The sequence below is a fragment of the Saccharopolyspora erythraea NRRL 2338 genome, assembly GCF_000062885.1.
Taxonomy (GTDB): Bacteria; Actinomycetota; Actinomycetes; order Mycobacteriales; family Pseudonocardiaceae; genus Saccharopolyspora_D; species Saccharopolyspora_D erythraea.
This window is the reverse complement of the sequence record NC_009142.1, coordinates 5,362,167-5,382,967: the sequence shown is the minus strand read 5'-3', so window position 1 is coordinate 5,382,967 and position 20,801 is coordinate 5,362,167. Positions and strand designations below refer to the sequence as shown.

17 protein-coding genes and 1 pseudogene are annotated in these 20,801 nt (G+C 71.3%); 9 read left to right on the top strand and 9 right to left on the bottom strand.

What is annotated here, in order from left to right:
* Window positions 1–10: 10 nt before the first annotated feature.
* From SACE_RS23355 to SACE_RS38425, 6 genes and pseudogenes are all read right to left on the bottom strand, one after another.
* A complete protein-coding gene (locus tag SACE_RS23355; RefSeq protein ID WP_009950340.1) occupies window positions 11–1,189 on the bottom strand; it encodes a cytochrome P450 in 1,179 nt (392 codons plus the stop codon).
* A 3-nt stretch (window positions 1,190–1,192) separates the two neighbouring features.
* Complete coding sequence (locus SACE_RS23350; RefSeq protein WP_011874471.1) at window positions 1,193–2,443, bottom strand: MAB_1171c family putative transporter; 1,251 nt, start codon at window positions 2,441–2,443, stop codon at window positions 1,193–1,195.
* A 9-nt stretch (window positions 2,444–2,452) separates the two neighbouring features.
* Complete coding sequence (locus tag SACE_RS23345) at window positions 2,453–2,995, bottom strand: hypothetical protein (protein WP_011874470.1); 543 nt, start codon at window positions 2,993–2,995, stop codon at window positions 2,453–2,455.
* A 29-nt stretch (window positions 2,996–3,024) separates the two neighbouring features.
* Window positions 3,025–3,486, bottom strand: coding sequence for a transcriptional regulator (locus tag SACE_RS23340; RefSeq protein WP_011874469.1), 462 nt, complete (start codon window positions 3,484–3,486; stop codon window positions 3,025–3,027).
* 565 nt (window positions 3,487–4,051) lie between these two features.
* The gene (locus SACE_RS23335) at window positions 4,052–4,876 is read right to left on the bottom strand and encodes an IS5 family transposase (RefSeq protein WP_011873634.1); all 825 of its coding nucleotides are present in this window, start codon (window positions 4,874–4,876) and stop codon (window positions 4,052–4,054) included.
* A gap of 98 nt (window positions 4,877–4,974) precedes the next feature.
* Window positions 4,975–5,364: pseudogene (locus SACE_RS38425) on the bottom strand (transposase family protein); the annotation flags it as partial.
* A gap of 203 nt (window positions 5,365–5,567) precedes the next feature.
* On the opposite strand from SACE_RS38425, the gene SACE_RS23330 reads away from it, so the two are divergent.
* From SACE_RS23330 to SACE_RS23315, 5 genes are all read left to right on the top strand, one after another.
* Window positions 5,568–10,202, top strand: a complete 4,635-nt coding sequence (locus tag SACE_RS23330) for an RHS repeat-associated core domain-containing protein (protein WP_011874467.1) — start codon at window positions 5,568–5,570, stop codon at window positions 10,200–10,202.
* Window positions 10,203–10,481: 279 nt separating this feature from the next.
* Entirely contained in the window at window positions 10,482–10,649 is a 168-nt protein-coding gene (locus tag SACE_RS38420) for a hypothetical protein (protein WP_009948861.1), read from the top strand.
* 15 nt (window positions 10,650–10,664) lie between these two features.
* Complete coding sequence (locus tag SACE_RS23325) at window positions 10,665–11,351, top strand: hypothetical protein (protein WP_009948863.1); 687 nt, start codon at window positions 10,665–10,667, stop codon at window positions 11,349–11,351.
* Window positions 11,351–12,256, top strand: coding sequence for a DUF6895 family protein (locus SACE_RS23320; protein ID WP_011874466.1), 906 nt, complete (start codon window positions 11,351–11,353; stop codon window positions 12,254–12,256). The genes SACE_RS23325 and SACE_RS23320 overlap by 1 nt, the downstream gene beginning before the upstream one ends.
* Complete coding sequence (locus SACE_RS23315; protein ID WP_009948866.1) at window positions 12,253–13,287, top strand: serine hydrolase domain-containing protein; 1,035 nt, start codon at window positions 12,253–12,255, stop codon at window positions 13,285–13,287. Before SACE_RS23320 ends, SACE_RS23315 begins: the two co-directional genes overlap by 4 nt.
* Before the next feature lie 193 nt (window positions 13,288–13,480).
* Here SACE_RS23315 and SACE_RS39445 read toward each other — a convergent pair whose 3' ends face one another.
* Window positions 13,481–14,149, bottom strand: coding sequence for a cupin domain-containing protein (locus tag SACE_RS39445; RefSeq protein ID WP_231849735.1), 669 nt, complete (start codon window positions 14,147–14,149; stop codon window positions 13,481–13,483).
* A gap of 598 nt (window positions 14,150–14,747) precedes the next feature.
* On the opposite strand from SACE_RS39445, the gene SACE_RS38180 reads away from it, so the two are divergent.
* The 3 genes from SACE_RS38180 to SACE_RS23290 all read left to right on the top strand — a co-directional run bounded on the left by SACE_RS38180 (window position 14,748) and on the right by SACE_RS23290 (window position 17,613).
* The gene (locus SACE_RS38180) at window positions 14,748–15,110 is read left to right on the top strand and encodes a hypothetical protein (RefSeq protein ID WP_009948871.1); all 363 of its coding nucleotides are present in this window, start codon (window positions 14,748–14,750) and stop codon (window positions 15,108–15,110) included.
* 163 nt (window positions 15,111–15,273) lie between these two features.
* Window positions 15,274–16,020: an SDR family NAD(P)-dependent oxidoreductase gene (locus tag SACE_RS23295; RefSeq protein WP_009948872.1), complete on the top strand. Its 747-nt coding sequence runs from the start codon at window positions 15,274–15,276 to the stop codon at window positions 16,018–16,020.
* Between the two features lie 150 nt (window positions 16,021–16,170).
* On the top strand, window positions 16,171–17,613 hold the full coding sequence (locus SACE_RS23290; protein WP_009948874.1) for an MFS transporter: 1,443 nt from the start codon (window positions 16,171–16,173) through the stop codon (window positions 17,611–17,613).
* Window positions 17,614–17,639: 26 nt separating this feature from the next.
* Here the strand turns inward: SACE_RS23290 and SACE_RS23285 are convergent, their stop codons facing one another.
* Together SACE_RS23285 and SACE_RS23280 are read right to left on the bottom strand one after the other, a co-directional pair.
* A complete protein-coding gene (locus SACE_RS23285; RefSeq protein ID WP_009948876.1) occupies window positions 17,640–19,133 on the bottom strand; it encodes a GGDEF domain-containing protein in 1,494 nt (497 codons plus the stop codon).
* Window positions 19,134–19,406: 273 nt separating this feature from the next.
* Window positions 19,407–20,003, bottom strand: coding sequence for an amidohydrolase family protein (locus SACE_RS23280; protein ID WP_009948877.1), 597 nt, complete (start codon window positions 20,001–20,003; stop codon window positions 19,407–19,409).
* Between the two features lie 21 nt (window positions 20,004–20,024).
* On the opposite strand from SACE_RS23280, the gene SACE_RS23275 reads away from it, so the two are divergent.
* Complete coding sequence (locus SACE_RS23275) at window positions 20,025–20,771, top strand: cytosine permease (protein WP_021341639.1); 747 nt, start codon at window positions 20,025–20,027, stop codon at window positions 20,769–20,771.
* Window positions 20,772–20,801: the final 30 nt, after the last annotated feature.

The following is a 20,801-nucleotide window of genomic DNA, read 5'->3' as shown; positions in this document are numbered from 1 at the left end:
GCAAGACCGGTCAGGGCTTGAGGTCGGCCCAAACGCTCGCCGGGCCGCGGTGGCGGAAGTTCCCGCGCCACTGGGTTTTCTCGGGCACCACGGTGGTGGACGGATAGCGGCTCAGCAGCGCGGCGACACTGCTGGAGAGCAGCTGGTAGCTCAGAGCGGTGGCGGGGCAGGCGTGGTCGCCGCGCCCGAGCGCCAGATGCGGGTTGGGGCTGCGTGTCAGGACCAGCTCGTCCGGGTCGTCGAACTGCCGCGGATCCCGGTTGGCCGCTGCCAGGGACAACAACAGCGTTTGCCCGGCCCGGACGCGGACTCCGTCGATGTCGAGGTCGACGAGTGCGAAGCGTGGCGCGGCCAGTCCCTGAGGGGTGTCGAACCGCAGTGCTTCGGCGACCGCGACGTGCCGGGCCGCGGGGCTGTCGCGCAGCACCGCGCGATGCCGGGTGCCGGCGAGCAGCCGCAGGAGGACCACGCCGAACGCGTCCACGAGCGGCTCGGTGGGGACGAACAGCAAGTAGAACACCTGGGCGGCCAGCTCGTGCGCGCTGAGCCGGCCGTGGTGGTAGGCGGCCTGGAGCTCGCCCAGCAGGCCGTCCCCGGGGACGGTGGTGGCGGTCTGGATGATCTCGGCCATGCGTCCCAGCGTGTCGCGGGCCCGCACTTCGGCCCCGTCCTCCTGCCGGCGAGGGGCGAGTAGGGCGTCGTGCGCCCATTCGGCGAACGCCTGATGAGCAGGATCGGGCAGGGGCAGCACCGCGCGCACCGCCGTGAGGGCCAACGGGAACGCGAGCTCGGCAACGAGGTCCACCGGCTGGTCCGGGGCCAGCGCGGCGACCAGGCGGTGCGCCTCTGCCTCCACAACTTCGACTGTCCGATGTAGACCGGTTCCGGTGAAGGGCGAGGAGATCAGCTCTCGCAGCCGATCGTGCTGGGCCGCGTCGACAGCCAGCAGGTGCGGGCGCAACTGCGGCGGCAGCTCGAATCCCGCGTAGTCCTCTCCCGCTCCGTGGTCAGGATCGACCGACAGGCGGGTGTCGTCGCGCAGTAGGTCGCGCACGTCCGCGTACCGGGTCACCAGCCACGCCGGGGGCCCGTCCGGGGTTCGCACGCGGACTGCCGGAGTCTGCTCCTGGAGTGCGGCCAATCCGGGGAACGGGTTGGTCACCTCGTCCAGCACGTCCTGTTCAAGCATGGGTCACCCGGGTTCGGTGAGGGGGTTGGTGGCACGGTGGGCCGGCACGGCGGCTACCAGCGGGTGCGGCAGCCGCCAAGCGCGGCCGATCTCGCAGAGGGCGCGGACCTCCATCGCGAGCCGGTAGTCGGGATCTCCGGGCGGGTTGCGCCACAGCAGCGCGCCGTGCGCGGCCATGTCCGCCTGCCCGGGGTCGGCGTCGGCGCGCTGGTATTCGCGGATCATCGTCGTGCCGTCGAAGGTCTGCCCGGCGGCGTGGGCGCGCAGCCCGGCCGCGATCCGCGCCGCCTCGATCGCCGCGTGCCGGACGCGCCCGTCGAGGCCGAGCCGGTCCGCTTCGGCGTGGGCGAACCGGTCGACCTCCGGGTCCAGGTGCGGCCGCAAGGCCCGCAACAGGTCGTTGGTGGCGATCAGTCGCCGGTACAGGACGGTCACGGCCGGGGTGTTGTCGGCCAGGGCGGGGTTGACGACCCGCAGCGCCGCGTACAGGGGACGCAGGTCCCGCCAGGTGCGGACCCGCAGCGCCCATCGGGGTACCAGCGGAACGGACCAGCCCAGCGCCATCGTCACGGCGCCGAGCGTGGCCAGTCCCGGCGCGAGGGCGGTCGACACCCACGTGAGATCGGCGCCGGCCCACGCCGCGGCGACCTGGGCCGCCTTGCCGGCGGTGTAGCCCAGGGCGATGACGCACCCGATGGGAACCAGCCCCAGCCCGGCCCGCAGCCACGGCAGCCGGCTGGCTAGCGCGGTGCGCCGGCAAACCCGCGCCAGGTGCACGAGGTTGGTGGAGTAGGCCGACCACCAGGCGATCTGGAATGCGACGGCGAGTGGGTCCAGGGCGTAGTGGGCATCGAAGTCGAGCGGGTGCGAGGCGTCGTGCACGTCCGCGAGCGTGAACAGCACCGCCATCGCGGCGACGGCTGCCGCGGTCACCACGAGCTGGCGGCGCCCCGCGGCACGCGCGCGCCGCTGGGGCATCTCCAACGCGTGGTGGCACACCACGGCGGCGCCGAGACTGATCGTGACGCCGCTGTAGACCACGAGGGTCGCCAGGTTGGGAACGCCGGTGAGCCGATCGATCGCCTCGTAGTTGGTGGGGATGGCGGCGACGAACGCTATGGTCAGCGCGAAGTGCGCCACGGCAAGTCCCAGGACCCGCACGTTCTTCGGGTCGAGGATCAGCGCGCGCGTCTTGGAGGCGACCACGGCCAGCATGAGCGCGCCGGCGAGTGCGTAGCCGAGTGTGTACAGCACGGTCCGCCCCTACCCGAGCAGATCCTGGAAGCGCTGCAACGCGGCGGCGACCTCGGCGGGCATGTCCTGGCGTTCCTCCTCGGCGGCCCGCCAGGACGCCATCCGGACGTGGCACAGCGCAGCCAGCATCTCCGCTTCGATCTCGTGCCCGTGCTCGCAGGTCGTCCGGCTCAGCACCTGTTCCAGCACGTCGTCGGGCAACGTCGGGAACATGGTCCGCAGCGCACCGAGGGAGTCCGGCTCCGGCGTGCCGACATGGCCCCACACCAGGTGCATGAGCTCGTGGAGCCAGACGTGCCACCGGTGCGATGTCCGCAGCTGGGCGTCGGCGACGACCAGGATCGCCTCACCGGTGGTGAGCACCAGCCCGCTGGGCGCGGCCGCGGGCAGGTCGACCACGCCGAAGAAGATCGGCTTGCCCAGGCGCCCCTCCAGCGCGCCCCGCAGGTGCTCCATGCGGAACCGCCGGGGTACGCCCAGCTCGCGCAGTCGCCGTCCACTGCGCCACCGCAGCACTGGCCGCGTCCACAGCCAACCGGCGTGGTTGCCCACGGTCTCTCCCGCTCCCCACCTCGTGACCTTCATCCATCCCGCCGTCGTTCGCCCTCGTCAGGGGCGGGATCCGGGCGGGCGCGGAACGCCTCCAGGACCGCCTTGATCGCGCCCGCGAGCTGTTCGCGGGACTCGGGGGCGACGTCGGCGGTGAGCTGCCGCAGAGCCAGCTCCCGGACACCGAGCGAGCCCACCAGAGCAAGCCGGTCCAGGTCTTCGCCCTGGGGTCCGGGCAGCAGCGCGCTGGGGGAGACATCGAAGAACCGGGCCAGGAGTTCCACCTCGGTCAGTCTCGGCACGGCCCGGCCGGTGAGCAACTTCCACACCTGGGTGTGGGAGATCGAGTGGTTGGTGTTCGCCCGGATCCAGTCCGCTGCCTGGGCTGCCGTGTACGGCCGCCCGGTCTGCGGGTTGGTCTGCTCGAACAGCGTCCGTAAGCGGGTGCGGAACGCATCCGCCAAGCTCTCGTCTGTCACCCCAGGGTCGTTCATGCATCTGAGCCTAAGCGCGGCGGCCGGCCGGGTCACCGTTGACTCCCCCGGATATTCACTCGTGTTGAGATCCGGGCTCGGAGTTTTACAGGTGTTGATGTAGTGTGATCGCGCCAGGGATGTGCGGGCAGCGCGTGGATGGCCAGGCGCGCGATGTAGCACCGGTGCGATCAGCGAGGACGGGCGATGCGGTTCGTCGGCGGAGTGCGCGTGGATGAGTTCCACGCACCGCGGGCCCGCGGTGCCCGGTTCTCGCGTGGGGTGCCGGAATCGTGTGCCGCCGAGGAAGTCTCGACGCCATGGGGGTGCGCCGAGGCTGTCGGCCACCAACACCGGACCGCCCTGGCCTGGGGGTGAAGGGGCACCGGGGGCAGTTGCTGCCCGCCTGGTGACCCCAGCGCACGGAGGGAACGTGCGCTGGGAAGGGGAGTGTCAGGTTGGCGTCCAGGGGGCGTGGCGCCAACCTGGGCTCCAGTCTCGTCGAGCGGCGCTGTACAGCCCGGCACTCGCCTATGCGGCCGACTCCTGATCTCGTGCGCACCTGGCCGACCATTAAGGGGTCCTTTCAGATTGCGTGTGTGGGGAGCTTGGCGGCGAGGATCATGCAGTGGGTGAGTTGGAGGAAGCCGTCGTGGATGTCGTCGCGGGTTTCCCAGCGGATCCGTAGGCGGCGTGGTCCGTGCAGCCAGGCGATCGCGGCTTCGACCACCCACCGCAGCTTGCCGAGGCCGGAACCGTGGTCGTCACCTCGGCGAGCGATCCGGGGTGTGATGCCCCGGGCCCGCAGCTTGTCTCGGTAGACGTCGTGGTCGTAGGCCCGGTCTGCGTAGAGGCGGCGGGGTTTGCGGCGGGGCCGACCCGGCCGTCCGCGCACCGGTGGGATCGCCTCCACCAGCGGCACCAGCTGGGTCACATCGTTGCGGTTGCTGCCGGTCAGCACCACCCGCAACGGGGTTCCACAGGCATCGGTGATGACGTGGTGCTTCGAGCCCGGCCGACCACGGTCAACCGGACTCGGACCGACTTTTGGGCAACCACGTCCCCGTTTGGCCTGGATCTGGGAGGAATCCACGACCGCTCGGGAGAAGTCCAACTGATCGGCCGCTCGCAGGCGATCCAGCAGCACCCGCTGCAACTGCTCCCATACTCCGGCCTGCTGCCACTCGGCCAACCGCCGCCAGCACGTCGACCCCGAGCCGAATCCCAACTCCTGCGGCAGAAACTCCCACTGGATGCCGGTGTAGAGCACGAACAAGATGCCCTGCAGAGTCTTGCGATCGTCGATCCGACGCCGACCCGGATACCGAAACCGACGCTCGTGCCGGGGCAGCAACGGCTCGATCAACGCCCACAACTCGTCGCTGACCTCCCACGGCCTCGGGCGAGCCATCCCACGCTCCCAACGATCGAAACGTGATCAACTCCAGCCACCACCATGCCAGACCAAGATCATTATGCAAGGACCCCTAAGGGGTCGTTTCAGGCCAAGTCGACCAGTGGCACGAGCTGGGTGACGTCGTTGCGGTTGCTGCCTGTCAACAGCACCCCCAACGGAGTGCCGCAGGCGTCGGTGAGGACGTGGTGTTTCGAGCCCGGCCGGCGATCAACCGGACTCGGACCGACTTTTGGGGCTACCACGTCCCCGCTTGGCCTGGATCCGCGAGGAATCGACCACCGCGCGGGAGAAGTCCAGCTGATCAGCCGCACGCAGGCGGGCCAGCAGCACCTCCTGCAACTGCCCCCATACCCCGGCCTGCTGCCATGGGGAAGAAACGCCCACTGAATCCCGGTGTAGAGCACGAAGAGGATGCCCTGCAAGGTCCGGCGGTCATCGACCCGACACCGACCTGGGTGCCGGAACCGGCGCGGATGTTCGGGTACCTATTAGGGTGATTGCGCGGCGGGCGGTTCCGGGCAGTCGCGACATTCCGGACGATGGCGGAGAAAAAGCCCGTGATCGGATGCAATCCTGGTATATGCCAACGATTTTGGCATCGGTGGGGCGTTGGTGCGGCGTTGGCGAGCTGGGCGAGCATTGATCCGTTTGCGTTGTTCCCGCACTCACCCGGGATGGTTGCGCTGTGACGAATCCGCTGGTCGCCGAACGCGAGGACTCGACGCAGGGGTTCAGCGGGGTGCCGATCCTGGAGTCGGTGGACGAGACCCGCAAGGCGATCGAGTCCGGTGACTGGGCGGCCGGGGTGCTCGGTGCGGTGGGTACCGGTCTGGACGCGTTGGGCATGGCGTTGGATCCGTTCGGGGCGATCCTGGCCGCCGGGGTGGGGTGGCTGATGGAGCACGTCGGCCCGGTCTCGGACGCGCTGGACTCGCTGACCGGGGATCCGGACGAGATCAAGGCGCATTCGCAGACCTGGAAGAACATCGGCGCCGAGCTGGGCGCGATCGCCGGGGACATGGCCGGTCTGGTCGACAAGGACACCGCCGCCTGGACGGGTGCGGCTGCTGAGGCCTACCGCGCCCGCAGTGCGGATACCGGCAAGTTGATCACGGCTGCGCGGAGTGCGGCCGAGGGGGCTTCCAGCGGGATCGCCACCGCCGGGGAGGTGGTGGGGGCGGTGCGCACGCTGGTGCGCGACATCATCGCCGAGCTGGTCGGTCATCTGGTGAGCTGGGCGTTGCAGGTGGTGGCCACCCTGGGCATCGGTCTGACCTGGGTGGTGCCGCAGGTGGTGGCCGAGGTCGCCAAGGTCACCGCCAAGATCGCCGACATCACCACCAAGCTGGTCAAGGCGATGCAGTCGCTGATGCCCATGCTCAAAAAGCTCGGCGGTTCCTTCGACGAGGCGGCCGACGCACTCAAGAAGATCAAGAACAACGACAGCACCGCCCCGCCGCCGAAGCCCGGTGAGGGGGCCCGTGGCCCCGCTCCCAACGGGCCCGACTCCGCCGGGCCGGGGCCGAACCCGCCCGGCCCGGGGCATAACTCCGGCGGCCCAGGGCCGAGCTCGACCTCGTCCAACTCCGCCGGACCGGACTCCACCACGTCGAACTCCGCGGGACCGAACACGAACCCACCGCAGGATTCGTCGCGGGGCGGCAACGGCCCCGGGGCCGGCACGACCGGGGGCGGAGACGGCCCGGGTCCCGCGAACACCAGGTCCGCGGGAGCCGACGGGCCGCCGTCCGGCATGCCGAACCCGCCGCGCATCGGTGCCGTGTCCGCTGAGACCCGCCCGTGCAAGGGCGACCCCGTGGACGTCTCCACCGGAGAAGTCGTCCTGGTGCAGCGCGACATGGCCCTGCCGCACCCGCTCGAACTCGTGCTTGAGCGCACGCACCTGTCGGGCTACCGCGCGGGACGCTGGTTCGGCCCGTCCTGGACGTCCACCGCGGACCAGCGGCTGGAGGTCGGCCGCGAGCACGTCTGCTACTTCGCCCCGGACGGGGTGCGGCTGGTGTACCCGCTGCCCGCCGTCGGCGCCGAGGTGCTGCCGCTGGAAGGCGCGCGCTGGCCGCTTCGCCGCCGGACCGCCGACACCTACGTCCTGACCGAGGCAGGGCGGGGACGGACGCTGGAGTTCGCCCCGCGGGGTCGAGGTCCGCTGCCGCTGGTGCGGGTTGCCGACGACGACGGCAACACCATCGACTTCGAGCACGACGAGCGCGGTGCTCCGCGGCGGCTGTCGCACTCCGCCGGCTATCTCGTCGACCTCACGACGTCGGACGGCCGGATCACCGCCGTGCGTGTCCTCGATCCGGGCTCCGACCTCGCGGTCGCGGTGATGCGCTACGACTACGACGGCCGCGGTCGACTGGTGGGCGTGACCGACTCCAGCGGCGCTCCGCAGCGGTTCCACTACGACGACGCGGGCCGCATGACCGGCTGGGAGGACCGCAACGGCGGCTGGTACCGCTACGTCTACGACTCCTCCGGCCGTTGCGTGCGGACCGTGGGAGACCGCGGGTTCTTCGACGGTTCGTTCAGCTACGACCGCGAGCGCCTGGTCACGACGTTCACCGACTCCCTGGGCAACAGCACCGAGATCCACCTCAACGCAGAGAACCAGGTGCTGCGCGAGGTCGGTCCGCTGGGCGGCACCACGTCCCGCACCTGGGACCGCTACGACCGGCTGCTCTCCCGGACCGACCCGCTCGGCCGCACCACCGGCTACGAGTGGAACGCCGACGGTGAGCTGGCCGCCGTCGTGCGGCCCGACGGCAGCCGGGTGCGGATCGAGCGCTGGACCCAGGACGCGCTCGACATCGCGGTGGATGGCCCCGACGGGCGGACCTGGCGCCGGAGCTACTCCGGCGAGGCGATCCCGGACCCGCTGACCACGCAGCTCGGTGTCGCCGAAGGCGTTGCCGACTCCGGTGCGGACACCGCTCCGGCCGACGCGCTCGCCGACGAGGTCACGGCCGGCAGCTCGGACGACCGCACCGAGACCGACCTGTTCGGGCGTCCGCGGGTGGTCGTGGACCGCGACGGCGGCACCACGCAGCTGACCTGGAACGTCGAGGGACGGCTGCTGTCGCGCGTGCTGCCGTCGGGTGCCCGCGAGCAGTGGCAGTACGACCGCGAGGGCAACCAGCTTCGCCACGTCGGTGCGCTCGGCCAGGTAACCGGGCACGAGTACGGGCGGCTGGACCTGCTGACCGCGACCGTGGACGCGACCGGTGCGCGCACGACCTACGACTACGACACCGAGGCCCGGCTGGTGGCTGTCACCAACCCCAACGGCCAGATCTGGCGCTACACCTTCGACGCCGAGGGCAGGCTCGTCGAGGAGAGCGACTTCGACGACCGCGTGACCCGCTACGCCTACGACGCGGCCGGGCAGCTGCTGCGGTCGGTCAACGCCGCGGGTGAACAGGTCGAGTACGGCTACGACGTGCTGGGCAACGTGGTGTGGCGGCGCACGCCCACCGAGGTCGCCACCTTCGCCTACGACCCGGTCGGCCGGCTCGTCGAGGCGGCCAACGGCGACGCCACGATCACCGTCGAACGGGATGAGCGGTCGCGGGTCACCACCCACACCGTCAACGGGCTCACGGTGGCGTTCCGCTACGACGACGGCGGCGGCGGCGTGCACCGCCGCACACCGTCCGGTGTGGACAGTTCGTGGACGTTCCACGACGGCCTTCCCGCCGCATTGCGCCTCGGCGGGCACCACGTCGCGTTCACCCACGACGAACGCGGCCGCCAGACCCGTCGGCAGGTGGACGACGTGTGGGTGCTCACCCAGACCCACGACGCCGAGGGCCGCCTGACCGGGCAGACCGTCACCGCCGCCGGCAACGAGGTGGTGCGGCGCTCGTTCGGCTACCGGCCCGACGGCGCGCTCGCCGCCGTCGACGACAGCGGGGCGGGAACGACGCGCTACGAGCTCGACGCCGCGGGCCGCGTCACCGAGGTGCTCGCGCCCGGGCGTTCGGAGAGCTACCGCTACGACGGCACCGGCAACCTGACCGCCTCGGACACCGGGGGCGGGCTGCTGCGACACCGGTACCGGGGCAACGCGCCGGCCGGCCTCGGTGCGGTGAGCTACGAGCACGACGCGCAGGGCCGCTTGGTGCTGCGGCGGGTGCGGGACGCCGCGGGCACCGAGCGCGTGTGGCGGTTCACCTGGAACGCGCTCGACCGGCTCACCTCGGTGGTCACCCCGGACGGGGCGTGGTGGGCATACCGCTACGACCCGCTGGGGCGCCGCATCGCCAAGCAGCGGCTGGTCGTCCGGGCGCCGGGGACGGCCCCGGCGGTGGCCGAACAGGTCGACTTCGTGTGGGACGGCACGGTGGTGGTCGAGCAGCGCACCGGTGCCCACGTGCTGACCTGGGAGTACCACCCCGACGACGGGCACCCGGTCGCCCAGCTAGAGCAGTCGTCCGCGACCAGGGCTCGCTTCGCGGGCGTGGTGACCGACCAGATCGGCAGCCCGGTCGAACTGGTCGACGCCGCGGGCGGCATCGTCCGGCGTGCCCGCTGCACCCTGTGGGGCCTGGTCACGGGCTCGGAGGCCGCCGCGACGCCGCTGCGCTTCCCCGGCCAGCACCACGATGCCGAAACCGGGCTGCACTACAACGTCTACCGCTACTACGACCCGGTGACCGCGCGGTATCTGAGTCCGGACCCGCTGGGCCTGGAGCCGGCGCCGAACGCGGTCGCCTACGTGCCGAACCCGCTCGTGGCCTGCGACCCGCTCGGTCTCGCGTCGCAGGGGTCTTCGTGCGCCACGGGCGGCGACGGTGGCGGCGGAGGTCGGGGGCAGAAGCGCCGCAACGCCGACGGAGACGCCAACCACGCCGCCGACACCAGAGGGGGCCCGCGGCGCAGCGACCGGCAGCGCGAGCAGAACATCCGGCGCCAGGAGGAGAGCGGCGGTCGGATCACCCGTCACGGCGGCAGCCGCCCCGCGCCCACCCAGGAGCCGTCCCAACGCGGCACGTGGAACGAGCGGAGCCGGCCCGGCTACAACGACGGGACCAAGGACCAGGTCCTCGACCGGATGGAGCGCAACGACCGCGGCGACTACAAGTGCCAGGGCCAGTGCGAGAGGTTCCTCCCGGAACAGGACATCACCATCGACCACGTCCGGGACTGGAAGACCTGGATCAAGGACACCGCCGCCCCGGACGAGAGCGGGAAGATCACCTCGCAGTCCGCCAAGGACGCCTACAGCGACATCCGCAACCTCGAGGGCCTGTGCGGTCCGTGCAACAGCTCGAAGAACGGCCCCAAGGGCATCCACGACTGAGGCGGCCGGAAGCGTTTCCGCGGGCCGAGGCGATCGACCGGGGCAATGCCGAGGCTGTCAGCCCCTGCCTTGCCCGCTGACCCCATCCACACGCGTCGTCGAACCTTCGTCCGTACGTGGTGTGAGCCGCCCTCGTCACGGGACCGGTGGTCGCTGGATCGGGGTGCTGCCGTTGCGGGTGCTGGGATTTCGGGCTGCTGTGAGGTCCCCGGGGCCCGATGCCCCGGGGCGTGGTGTTCCACGGTGCACGACCGGTCAGATCGTGGGGAGATGATCCGGATGAACGTCACTGTCGAGCCTGTGAAGTCCGCGGAGATCGAGGACGTGGCCGCCGGAGTGGAGGCGCTGGTCGACTCCGCCGAACCGCGAGGGGAGTTCCGGGACAGCCCGCTCACCAACTGGCTTCTCATCCTTTCCGCGCCTCTTCCGCGTCCCAAGAAGAAGTGACCGGGTGCGTGGTCGATGGAACGCGCGAGCACTGGTTCCCGTCTGGCTGAGGCGGTCCAGAACTGCGCGCTGTCGGTGGTGTCCGCCCTGCGGGGCGGACACCACGGCGGCGTGCTCGAACCGGCGGGCGTGCCGGATCCGGTGATGGTGGGGGCGGTGCGCGTGCTGGGTGCCGACGTGCTCGCCCCGCGGGCTTTCCTCGGCCTCGCTCCGTCCGCCACCGACCTGGACCTCGTGCGGGCGGTGGCTCTGTGTGGTCTTGCAGAGGGGGCGTCGGTGCCGGTGGCGTGGATGCACTGGGGCCTGCGCGCGGCACTGCACGCGGCCGATGGGGAGCGCGCTTTCGCCGCGCCGGTGGGAGAACCGGAGTCCGCGTGGGTGGCGACGGTGTCCTGGCCGGTGCTCACACACCGCTTGGCGCAACTGGCCGCGTTGGCCGCCCCGAATCTGGAGTGCACCGTGGCGGCGCAGGCATCGACGCGAGTGCCGGATCTGGCGCGGGGATTCGCCCGCGCGGTGCGCCGCGGGGACTGGTTGCAGGCCGCAGGGGCCGGGCGGTGGCTGGCCGCTCTGGGCGGCGCTCCGGCCTCGCTGGGGCTGGCCAGGGGAATGGAGTTCGTGGAGCACTTCGGCGGCGCGGGCGACGCTCGGGTGCGGCTGCATGTGCAGGCTGCCCGACTGCTTCAGGAAGCGGGGCCGTGATGCGCTCACCGGCGCTGCTGCACCAGGTCGGCGCGCGGGCCTGGGACTGGTTGGCGGCCCACCGCGAGCACTTCCGCCCCCGCCCTGGCGAAGACAACCCTGCCGAGGCGCTGAAAGCGGTGGGGGAGCTGACGATGGCCGCCGCGGTCCTGCTGCGGGAAGGCGTCGCCGGCTCCCGGCAGGCCGCCAGTGCCCGCAGCCTGCTGGACTTCGCCTGGTACGACGCGCTCGACGCGGGCGACATGCTGGAACGCATGCAACGCGAGGCGCCGCTGACCTCGGCGTGCATGGAGGTCTACGTCCACTTCCACGAGCGCGGCTACCGCCATCCTGGGCTCGAAGACACCCTGCGAGTTCTGCGGACGCTGCGGGGCTGCTCGGCGGCGGAGACGGCGCCGCACCGCAAGCTGGGCATCGCCCTCGCCGAGCAACAGCTCGGATTGGCCGTTGCCGGCGTCGACGATGCTGTGCAGGCCACGTTGCTGGGTGGGTTTCCCGAACCGTGGACGGTCGACCACCACGTCGCCTACGCCATCACCCACACCGTCTTCTACCTCACCGACTGGGGTGCTCGTCCCGACCAGGTTCCCCCCGAGATCGCCGACTACCTCGACCTGTGGTTGCCGGTGTGGACCGAGGAATGCATCGAGCGACGACATTGGGACCTGCTCGGGGAACTGCTGGCCACCGATGCCTGCCTGCCGAAACCCGCTCTGGACACCGAAAGCTGGCAGCACCTGGCCGTCGCGCAGACAACCGCCGGCGCCCTGCCCGCCATCGGCGATGTCCCGACCGGGGACGCCGATGAAGTGTTCGAGCTGGTCTACCACCCGACTCTGGTCGCGGCCTTCGCCGCCACGCTGGCGACCTCCCGCGTGCTGACCGCTCTGGCAGCGACCCCGTGACCGCCCAGCCCACCAGTACGCTCGCCGACCGGCTCCAGCGGGCCGCCGAGACCGTCGACGCGCCGGACGTGGTGTTCGCCTTCTCCGAGCGTGGTCACCGCACCGTGGTCACCGCCGGTACCGCTTCGGTCGGCCGGTCGCGGGAGCACCTTCACTACGAGATCGGCTCGGCCTCCAAGACGTTCCTCGGGCTGCTGCTGGCCGACTTGGCCACCTCCGGTGTCCTCGACTACGACACCCCGGCCCGGGACTGCCTGCCCATCGCACTGGGAAGACCCCGTGCCAGCGCGGAGATCACGCTGCGGCACCTGATCACCCACACTTCGGGGCTCCCCAGCGTTCCCCACCAAGCGGCCTTCTACCGCCACCTCCTCTGGCGCCCCAATCCCACCAACCCCTACGCAGCGTTCACGCAAGCGCGGCTGCTGGCGGCGTTCCACCGCCACGGCGCCCGTGCCCGGCCGGGACTCCGCTGGTGTTACTCGAACTTCGCCGCCGCGGTCCTCGGCCACGCCCTTGCGCAGGTGACCGGCACCGCCTACGACGATCTGCTCGCCCAGCGCATCCTCGCGCCGATGGGGCTGCGCCAGACCCGACTGGCGCCCGGGCCGCCGGGCACGGACGCCCCGGGCCATCGCCGCGGCGGCTCCACCCGAGTGCCTCCGGTCGAGCTGGGCGCGGTCGCCCCGGCCGGCGCCGTCCGCGCCACCCCGGGCGACCTGCTCACCTACCTCGAAGCCCACCTCGCGCCCGACGACTCACCCCTGCACGAGGCGCTGGACGCGGTGCGCACCCCGCATCCGGTGTCACGACCCCGCCACGCGCCCGCCCGCACGCTGACCTGGTTCCTCGACGACACCGAGCACGGCCCGGTGTACTTCCACGGCGGCGCCACCTTCGGCCAGAACGCCTACCTCGGCTACCGGCCTGCCACCCGCACCGCACTGGCCGCCATCGCCACCCGCCGCCACGACCGCCGCAACGTCCTGATCAACACCGCGCACGCGCTGCTCACCAGCACACCGACCTAGGAGCACGGCGAGATTTGCCAGGAACAGGAGCGAATCCGGGTCAGTGCGCGAGCCACTGCCGGTAGGTGGTCCTGGCGATGACGGCGTCGTGAGCAGGTTCTCCCTGGTCTGCTGGAAGAAGTCGACCGAGGCGTCGTCGAAGGTCGGCGAGTTCGTCAGGCTTCGGCCTTGCCCGTTCTGTCCTGGCGTTGGGTCAGCTCGTCCTCGTCGACAAGGGTGAGCATCGGTTTGCCGGGTTCGCAGAGCATGGTGACGATGAAGCGCACCGGGATGTCGTCGCGATTGTTGCCGTCCGGTAGTGGATGACGTCGCCGCCCGGTTCCCAGAACGCCTCTCCGGCGGGGACGACGCGCGGCGACTGTCCCTCGAGTTCGAACACCATTTCGCCGTCGAGCACGTAGCCGAAGGCCGGTCCGGCGTGGCGGTGCGGTGGGGTGCCGGGATCGCCCGGTGGGAACTCGACGACGATGGTCATCGCGTGCGCACCCTCCGGGATGTGGGGCGGTTCCGCCTCCTGCACCACGGTGATCGCCGACTTCCACGCGTCGGAGCGTGGCTTCTGCCCGGTCGACTCGATGTTCGGCATGGAAACGCCTCCCTCGGTGCTGCCCGCGAATCCCGGTCTTCTTGAGCGCGACCGGCATGAACCGGCGCGGACGCGTGGAGGGCATGCGGCTCCCTCGCGCCACGTTCCAGCATGCCGTTGGCGGTGGGGCGGCAACCTGGGGCTTTGGTCCTCATCGAGTGCGACCGGGCCGAATCCGGGCCAGCGGGGCAGCGCGTGCCGGAGCAGTGTGGTGACCAGGTGCGGCAGCGTGGCCGGGTCGGTGACGATGACCGGGACCGGCAGCAGGAGCAGCACGAACCGGCGGAACCGGTGGGTGCCGCGCAGGGCGAGGTCGAACGCGCGCCGGCCGGGCCAGGTCCGGCGGCGTGCGACCCGTGGTCGCTGGGGAAAGAGCCGGAATCCGTCCCGGCCGTCGTGCTGTTCGCCTTGGTAGACGGCTTGACCCATCGTCGCCGCGTGGCGACGGGAACAGGGTTGGTGATCACGTTGAGGTGCCGGTGACCGCGGCCGGGGTTGTACGCGATCTCGCTGGGCGAGTGGGTGACGACCGAATCGGTGTTGTGCGGTGCGATTGCAGCGCGGATTCGCTGATCTGGGTGCGTCCGTTGCCACTCGGCACTCGTTGACTCCTGGAAGGGACGTGCTGTGATGGGTCGTCTCGTGCTTGCTGTCGTGATCGTTGGATTCGCGTTGTTCGGGGGCGCCGCACCGGCGAGCGCGCAGACAGCGGTCCTGGACTGCGACATCGTTCCGATCGACGGCGTCTGCATCGCCTGAACCCCGCCGTCACTCGCCGTGCGGTCAAACCGGAATATTCAGCCTTATTCGAGGCGGTTTTTCTCCCCCGGCCGCGTTGTGGGTGTCAGTCGTGCGGAATCACCGTGATGTCCAAATGGCTCATCCTGTCTCCTTCTCTTGCGACGGCGGCCGGTGTCTGCGCCGCGAGTGGCGGCACTTCCAGAAACATCCGTCGACCGACCAGCCTTTCCACCCCGACGCCACCAACTGCGTGGGGGCGGTCGTCAACGACACCGACCGCACCATCTACCTCATGGAGTGGGAGTACGGGAATGCTCCGGGCGACCGGACCCGGTGCCGGTCGGTGCCGCCGCACTCGGGGGTGGCGAGCCTCGAACAGCAGGGTTCTGACGGCGGGTTCGGGTCTGTTTCGATGGACTCCGGCACCGGGCGCGCGTGCAAGCCGCTCGATCCGACGGACAACCTGACCTCGCATCGGTCGGGACAGAGCTCCTGATCCGCACGTTCCAAGTGCGTAGCGGTCACCGCGGCGACCGCAGGCGGCCGTTTGGCTCGGTGGCCGCCGCGGTCTGCCCGGGCCGGATGCGACCGAAACTCGCGTTCAGCGCCCGTTGCGAAGGGGCGAGGGTGTCGGGAGGTCGTTGTCTAGAGTCGGGCGCATGGATTTGGACCTTTCCGGGCGTTGCTTCATCGTCACCGGCGCGAGCAAGGGACTCGGTTTCGCCACGGCACGGGCACTGGTGGAGGAGGGCGCGAACGTCGTCGTGTCCTCCTCGTCCGAGGAGAACACAGCCGCCGCGGTCACCGCGCTCGGCGAGGCCGCGCGCGGGCTGGCCGCCGACATCACCGATCCCGACACCCCTCGCCGGTTGGTCGAGCACGCGCGCGAGCAGTTCGGCCGCCTCGACGGCCTGTTCGTCAGCCACGGCGGCCCGCCCGCGGGCCCGCCCAGCGCGCTGGACGACGACACGTTGCGGCGCGGCCTGGAGATCGCCGCGATCGCACCGATCCGCATGGCCCGCGAGGTCGCCGCAGAACTCGGCGACGGCGGCTCGGTGCTGGTGCTGACCTCGACCTCGGGCGCGGAGCCGCTGACCGGGCTGGCCAGCTCGAACGTGGCGCGGCCCGCCACGCAGGGCTTCGTCAAGGACCTCGCCAACGAGGTCGGTGCCCGCGGTGTGCGGGTCAACGCGCTGCTGCCGGGCCGGTTCGACACCGAGCGCTCCCGGGAGCTGTCCAGGGGCAACCCGCAGGCGCAGGAGGCCGCGGAGCAGGCGACGGCGTTGAAGCGCTCGGGTGACCCCGCGGAGCTGGCCGCCGTCGCGGCGTTCCTGCTCTCGCCCCGGGCCTCGTACGTGACCGGGGCGGCGTGGACGGTCGACGGCGGGCGGCGCGCCGAGATGTGAGCACCGCCGGGCGTCTTCGCCAGGTCACCAGCGCCGTCGGAGTCCGGCGGTGGTGGTGACCTGGCGTGCGGGGCAGGACCCGCGTGGTTAGCGTGATGCGGTGAGGAAGACGCACCCGCGCGCGGGGCCACGGCTGTCCCACCGGCGCGCGTGAACCGCCAGTCCGCGACGCTGGTGCTGCTGGCGTTCGCGATGCTGATCGTCTCGCTCGACCAGTACATCGTGGTGGTCGCGCTGCCCGAGATCGGGCGGGAGCTGGGGTACTCCGCGCAGTCGCTGCAGGCCGTGATCAGCGCGTACGCGGTGGCCTCCGCCGGGTTCCTGCTGCTGGGCGGCCGGGCGGCCGATCTGGTAGGGCGGCGCAGGGTCTTCCTGTTCGGGCTTGTGCTGTACGGGGGCGCGTCGCTGGCCGGTGGGCTCGCGCCGACGCCGGAGGCCCTGCTCGTCGCCAGGGCGGTGCAGGGGTTCGGCGGCGCGTTCGTCTACCCGGCCACCCTGGCGCTGGTCAACGTCACGTTCGCCGAGGGCCGCGAGCGCAACCGCGCTCTGGCCGTGTGGGGAAGCGCGGGTGCGGCGGGCCTGGTGATCGGCGTGCTGCTGGGCGGCGTCCTCACCTACGCCCTCGGGTGGGAGGCGGTGTTCTTCGTGAACGTGCCCCTGGCCGGTGTCGCCGTGTTCGCGGCGCTGCGGCTGATTCCTCCGGACCCGCGCCGGGACACCCATCGGAAGTTCGACTTGCCGGGAGCGCTCAGCGCCACGCTCGGCGTCACGCTGGTGGTGTTCGCGCTGATCGAGGGCCCGGGTTTCGGCTGGGGATCGCCCGCCATCCTCCTCAGCGCCACCGCGGGACTGGTTCTGCTCGTCGTGCTCGTGGTCATCGAGCGGCGCAGTCGAGACCCGCTCGTGCCGCCGCGGCTGCTGGCCAACCGCAGCCTCGACACGGCGGTGGCGATCGCGTTCCTGTTCATGGCGACCTTCGGTTCCGTGCTCTACTTCCTGTCGCTCTACATGCAGGACGTGCACGGTTACGACGCGCTGGAAACCGGCGTCGGGTTCCTGCTCCCGACCGCGGTCGTGGTCGCCGGTTCGGCCCTGGCCGGGCGGGTGGCGACGCGGTTCGGGCTCCGATCGACGCTGGTCGTGGCGCTGTCGATCGGGGCGCTCGGCGCCCTGGCGCTGGGGCTCAGCATGTCGCACGACAGCTCGTACGCCGCGCTGGTTCCCGGGCTGATCGCGCTCAGCATCGCCGACGGCGTCGTGTTCACCACGATGTTCATCGCCGCGGGCACCGGTGTGTCCGACCGCGACCAGGGCATCTCGTCGGGGATCGCCTCCACCGGGGCCGGGGTCGGCGCCGCGGTCGGACTGGCCGTGCTGGTCCTGGTCGCCAACCGCGGCACCGAGGGGCTCGACGGTGAGGCGCTGCGCATCGCCACCGCGGACGGTCTCAGCGCGGCCGTGCTCGTCGTCGCGGCAGGCATCGCGCTCACGGTGCTCGCGGCTCTGCCCCTCGCCATCGGCCGTGAGCCGTCCACGAACGTCCCCTGCCCACGCCGGCTGGCCGCGCCCACACCGCAGGAGCCCACGCCGTAGGAGTGCTTTCAACCTGAAAGCATCGCTCAGCGGCTGATGCCCACTTCCCGGCCGACCAGGCGGTCGGAGGTGTCGATCGCGATGGTGTTGCGGCCCGCGTTCTTGGCCCGGTAGAGAGCCCGGTCCGCGGCGGTGAACAGGGCCGGCAGCGTGGTGGGGCCGGCCGCGACGCCGACGCTGATCGTGGGGCTCGGTCCGCCGCCGAGCTTGGAGTGCCAGTCGTGCTGCTGCACGGCACGGCGGATCCGCTCGGCGACGGCGGGACCTTCCTGATCGGTCCGCTCGCGCAGCAGCAGGACGAACTCGTCGCCGGCCCACCTGCACAGCAGGTCGTCGGGGCCGCACTCGCGCTGCACGACCCGCCCGGCCTCCTGGAGCACGAAGTCGCCCACGAGGTGCCCGAACCGGTCGTTGATGTCCTTGAACCGGTCGACGTCGAACAGGATCATCCACGGCGTACCGCTGTTGGCGATCGCGCGCTCGAGCAGGGCGGGCCCGCGCCGGTCGAAGCCGAGCCGGTTGACCAGTCCGGTGAGCGGGTCGCGGGTGGCCGCCCGGTCGGCGGCTTCGGCCCACTGCTCGGCCTGCGCGGTGAGCCGGTGCTGTTCCAGGGCCTGGCCCAACCCGGCGTGCAGGACTTGCAGGGTTGCGTCGCCGGCGCGGATCGCGCGGCGCAGCGCCGACACCTCGCCGACGTGATCGCCGAGCTCGGCGCAGATCGCGGCGAGGTCCTGGGAATAGCGCCTGGTCAGCAGCGCGTCCCGGATGCTTTCGGCGAGATCGGTCGCCGAGGCGGCGAAGTCCCTGGCCTCCACCAGCCGTCCCTGGGTCCGCCGGACGCAGGCCAGCGTCCAGTTCGCGACCGACGCGCAGAAGAGGTCTTCCGCCCCGCCGTCGCCGGTCACCGCCTCCCGCGCCCTGTCCTCGGCCTGGGCGAGCTCGCCGAGCCCGGCGAGCGCGCGTGAACTACCGGCCAGCGCGCGCCGTCGCACCGCTCGGCCGCCTGGCAGCGAGAGCGTCTCGTCGAACAGGACCAGCGCCCGCGCCAGCTTGCTGACCGGGTCGGGGTCATCGCGGTTCAGGGCCCGGTGGGCGTAGGCCGTGCCTTCCAGCAGCAGGCAGTGGGCGAGCGTTTCCCACGCACCGGCCTCGCGTGCCATGCGCACCGCGGTGGACAGCAGCTCCATGGCGGCGGCGCGGTGTCCTTCGAGGAGGTAGCCGAGCATGCCCAGGGTGTGCGCGGCGGCGGCCTTCGCGGGCCGTCCTGTGTGCACCCCCGCCCACGCCTCGGCGGCCAGTTCCAGCGCCAGCAGGACGCGCCCGAGCCGCCAGGCGAGGATGGCGCGGTGGGCGAGCACCGCCGAACGGTCCCAGCCCGGTTCGATCGTGTTCGGGGCGGCGGCGATGGCATCGTCGAATAGCGCCTCCGACTCCTCCAGCCGACCAGCGTCCAGCAGGAACCGGACCTCGCGGTCCCGATCGGGGATGTGCCTGGCCAGCAGTGGGTCGGTGTCGTGCACTTGCGCTCCTCGGAGTCCGGTGCCCGGGGCATCCGAACCATGCCGTTGTGGCACACGCTACGGGAAGGGTTGCACTACGGGAAGTGATGATCGAATCGGGGTGCGTTCCTCGGAGAATCCGAATTGTTTTCAAAATGGTCGTGGGAACCATCGATTGGACGATGGCAAGCTTCCAGGTGAGAGTCTGTCGAGTGAGGATTCCGGTTGCCTTCGACGAGATCGTTTCCCTGCCTGCTTCCCGGGTTTGGAGGTCGGAGGTGAAAGCCGGCCTGGCTACAGACTCGGGTCACGGTGGGTAATGTGTCCATTTAGGACTGTCATGCGAACCGGGAGTGCGGCGAGCTGCTCGGCGGGCGTGGTGAGCGGGTTGTCCGCGAGGACGGTGAGGTCGGCCCGGTAGCCGGTCGCGAGACGCCCGGCCTCGTGCTCCTCGCCGGCGGCGTGGGCCGGGTGCAGGGTCATGGCCTGGAGCGCCTGCAACGCGGTGAGCGCCTGGCCGGCGTTGTGCGGGGGCAGCGTCAGGTCGCGGCTGGGGCGGCGGTGGCGTGCCCCGGCCATGACTTCCAGCGGCGGGTGGGGCGCGATCGGCCAGTCCGAGCCGAGCACGACGGTGGCGCCGGAGTCCCAGAGGTCGCGGCAGCGCCACGCGCGCGAGGCGCGTTCCTCGCCCAGACGGCGCGACCAGTTGTCGGTGTGGTCGGCCCGGGTGAAGTCGCAGCAGTGCGTCGGCTGCATCGACGCGATCACGCCCAGCTCGGCGAAGCGGTGCAGCGTGTCGTCGGGAACGGTCTCGATGTGCTCGATGCGGTGCCTCGCGCCGGCGCCCGCGCGCGCGAGCGCCCGCTCGACGGAGCAGACGCCCCGCTGCACGGGACCGCGCTGTGGACGGCGGTGGCGGCCGGGATCACGCTGATGGCCTCGGGGCCGCTGTCCTACACCAACAGCGCCGACTTCTCCCGCTACCTGCCCACCGGGACGTCACCGCTCGCGGTGGTGGTGTGGACGGGACTCGGTGGCTTCCTGCCGAGCGTGGTCGTCACCTCCGTGGGCGCGCTCGCCGCGACCACCGTCGACATGAGCGACCCGCAGGCGGGGCTGGAGACCATCCTGCCTGCCTGGTTCCGGCCGGTGTTCCCGCTCGCGCTCGTGCTGGGCTCGATCGCCATCAACGCGATGACCACCTACAGCTCGGGACTCGCGCTGCAGGCCATGGGCGTGCGCATCCGCCGGTCGCTCAGCGTCCTGGTGGACGGCGTGCTCGCCGTCGCGCTGACGCTTTACGCGCTGCTCGTCTCGAACTTCCTCGACACCGTCAGCAACGTACTGCAGCTCACGGTCGTCCTGCTCGGACCGAGCATGGCCATCTACGCGGCCGACATCCTGTTGCGCCGCAACCGGTACGACGGTCCGGCGCTGTCCGTCGAGGCTCCGGGCGGCCCGTTCTGGTACACCGGCGGCGTCAACTGGGACGGTGCCACCGCCCTGGTCGTGGGCACCGGTGCGGCGTCCCTGTGCGTGAACACGCAGTTGTACACCGGTCCGGTCGCCCGTGCGCTGGACGGTGTGGATCTCGCGCTGCCAACGGGAATCGCCCTGGCCGTGGCGGCATACGCGATCCTGCTGCGCCCACGTCCGTGACCGGGAAGCTCTTCCCCGGGGTGAGCGCGG

Bases quoted from the DNA above. Each gene is read 5' to 3' on its own strand.
- SACE_RS38180 (WP_009948871.1), top strand. From the start codon at position 14,748: ATGGCTCATCCTGTCTCCTTCTCTTGCGACGGCGGCCGGTGTCTGCGC.
- SACE_RS23325 (WP_009948863.1), top strand. From the start codon at position 10,665: ATGGAACGCGCGAGCACTGGTTCCCGTCTGGCTGAGGCGGTCCAGAAC.
- SACE_RS38420 (WP_009948861.1), top strand. From the start codon at position 10,482: ATGAACGTCACTGTCGAGCCTGTGAAGTCCGCGGAGATCGAGGACGTG.
- SACE_RS23340 (WP_011874469.1), bottom strand. From the start codon at position 3,486: ATGAACGACCCTGGGGTGACAGACGAGAGCTTGGCGGATGCGTTCCGC.
- SACE_RS23355 (WP_009950340.1), bottom strand. From the start codon at position 1,189: ATGCTTGAACAGGACGTGCTGGACGAGGTGACCAACCCGTTCCCCGGA.
- SACE_RS23295 (WP_009948872.1), top strand. From the start codon at position 15,274: ATGGATTTGGACCTTTCCGGGCGTTGCTTCATCGTCACCGGCGCGAGC.
- SACE_RS23335 (WP_011873634.1), bottom strand. From the start codon at position 4,876: ATGGCTCGCCCGAGGCCGTGGGAGGTCAGCGACGAGTTGTGGGCGTTG.
- SACE_RS23320 (WP_011874466.1), top strand. From the start codon at position 11,351: ATGCGCTCACCGGCGCTGCTGCACCAGGTCGGCGCGCGGGCCTGGGAC.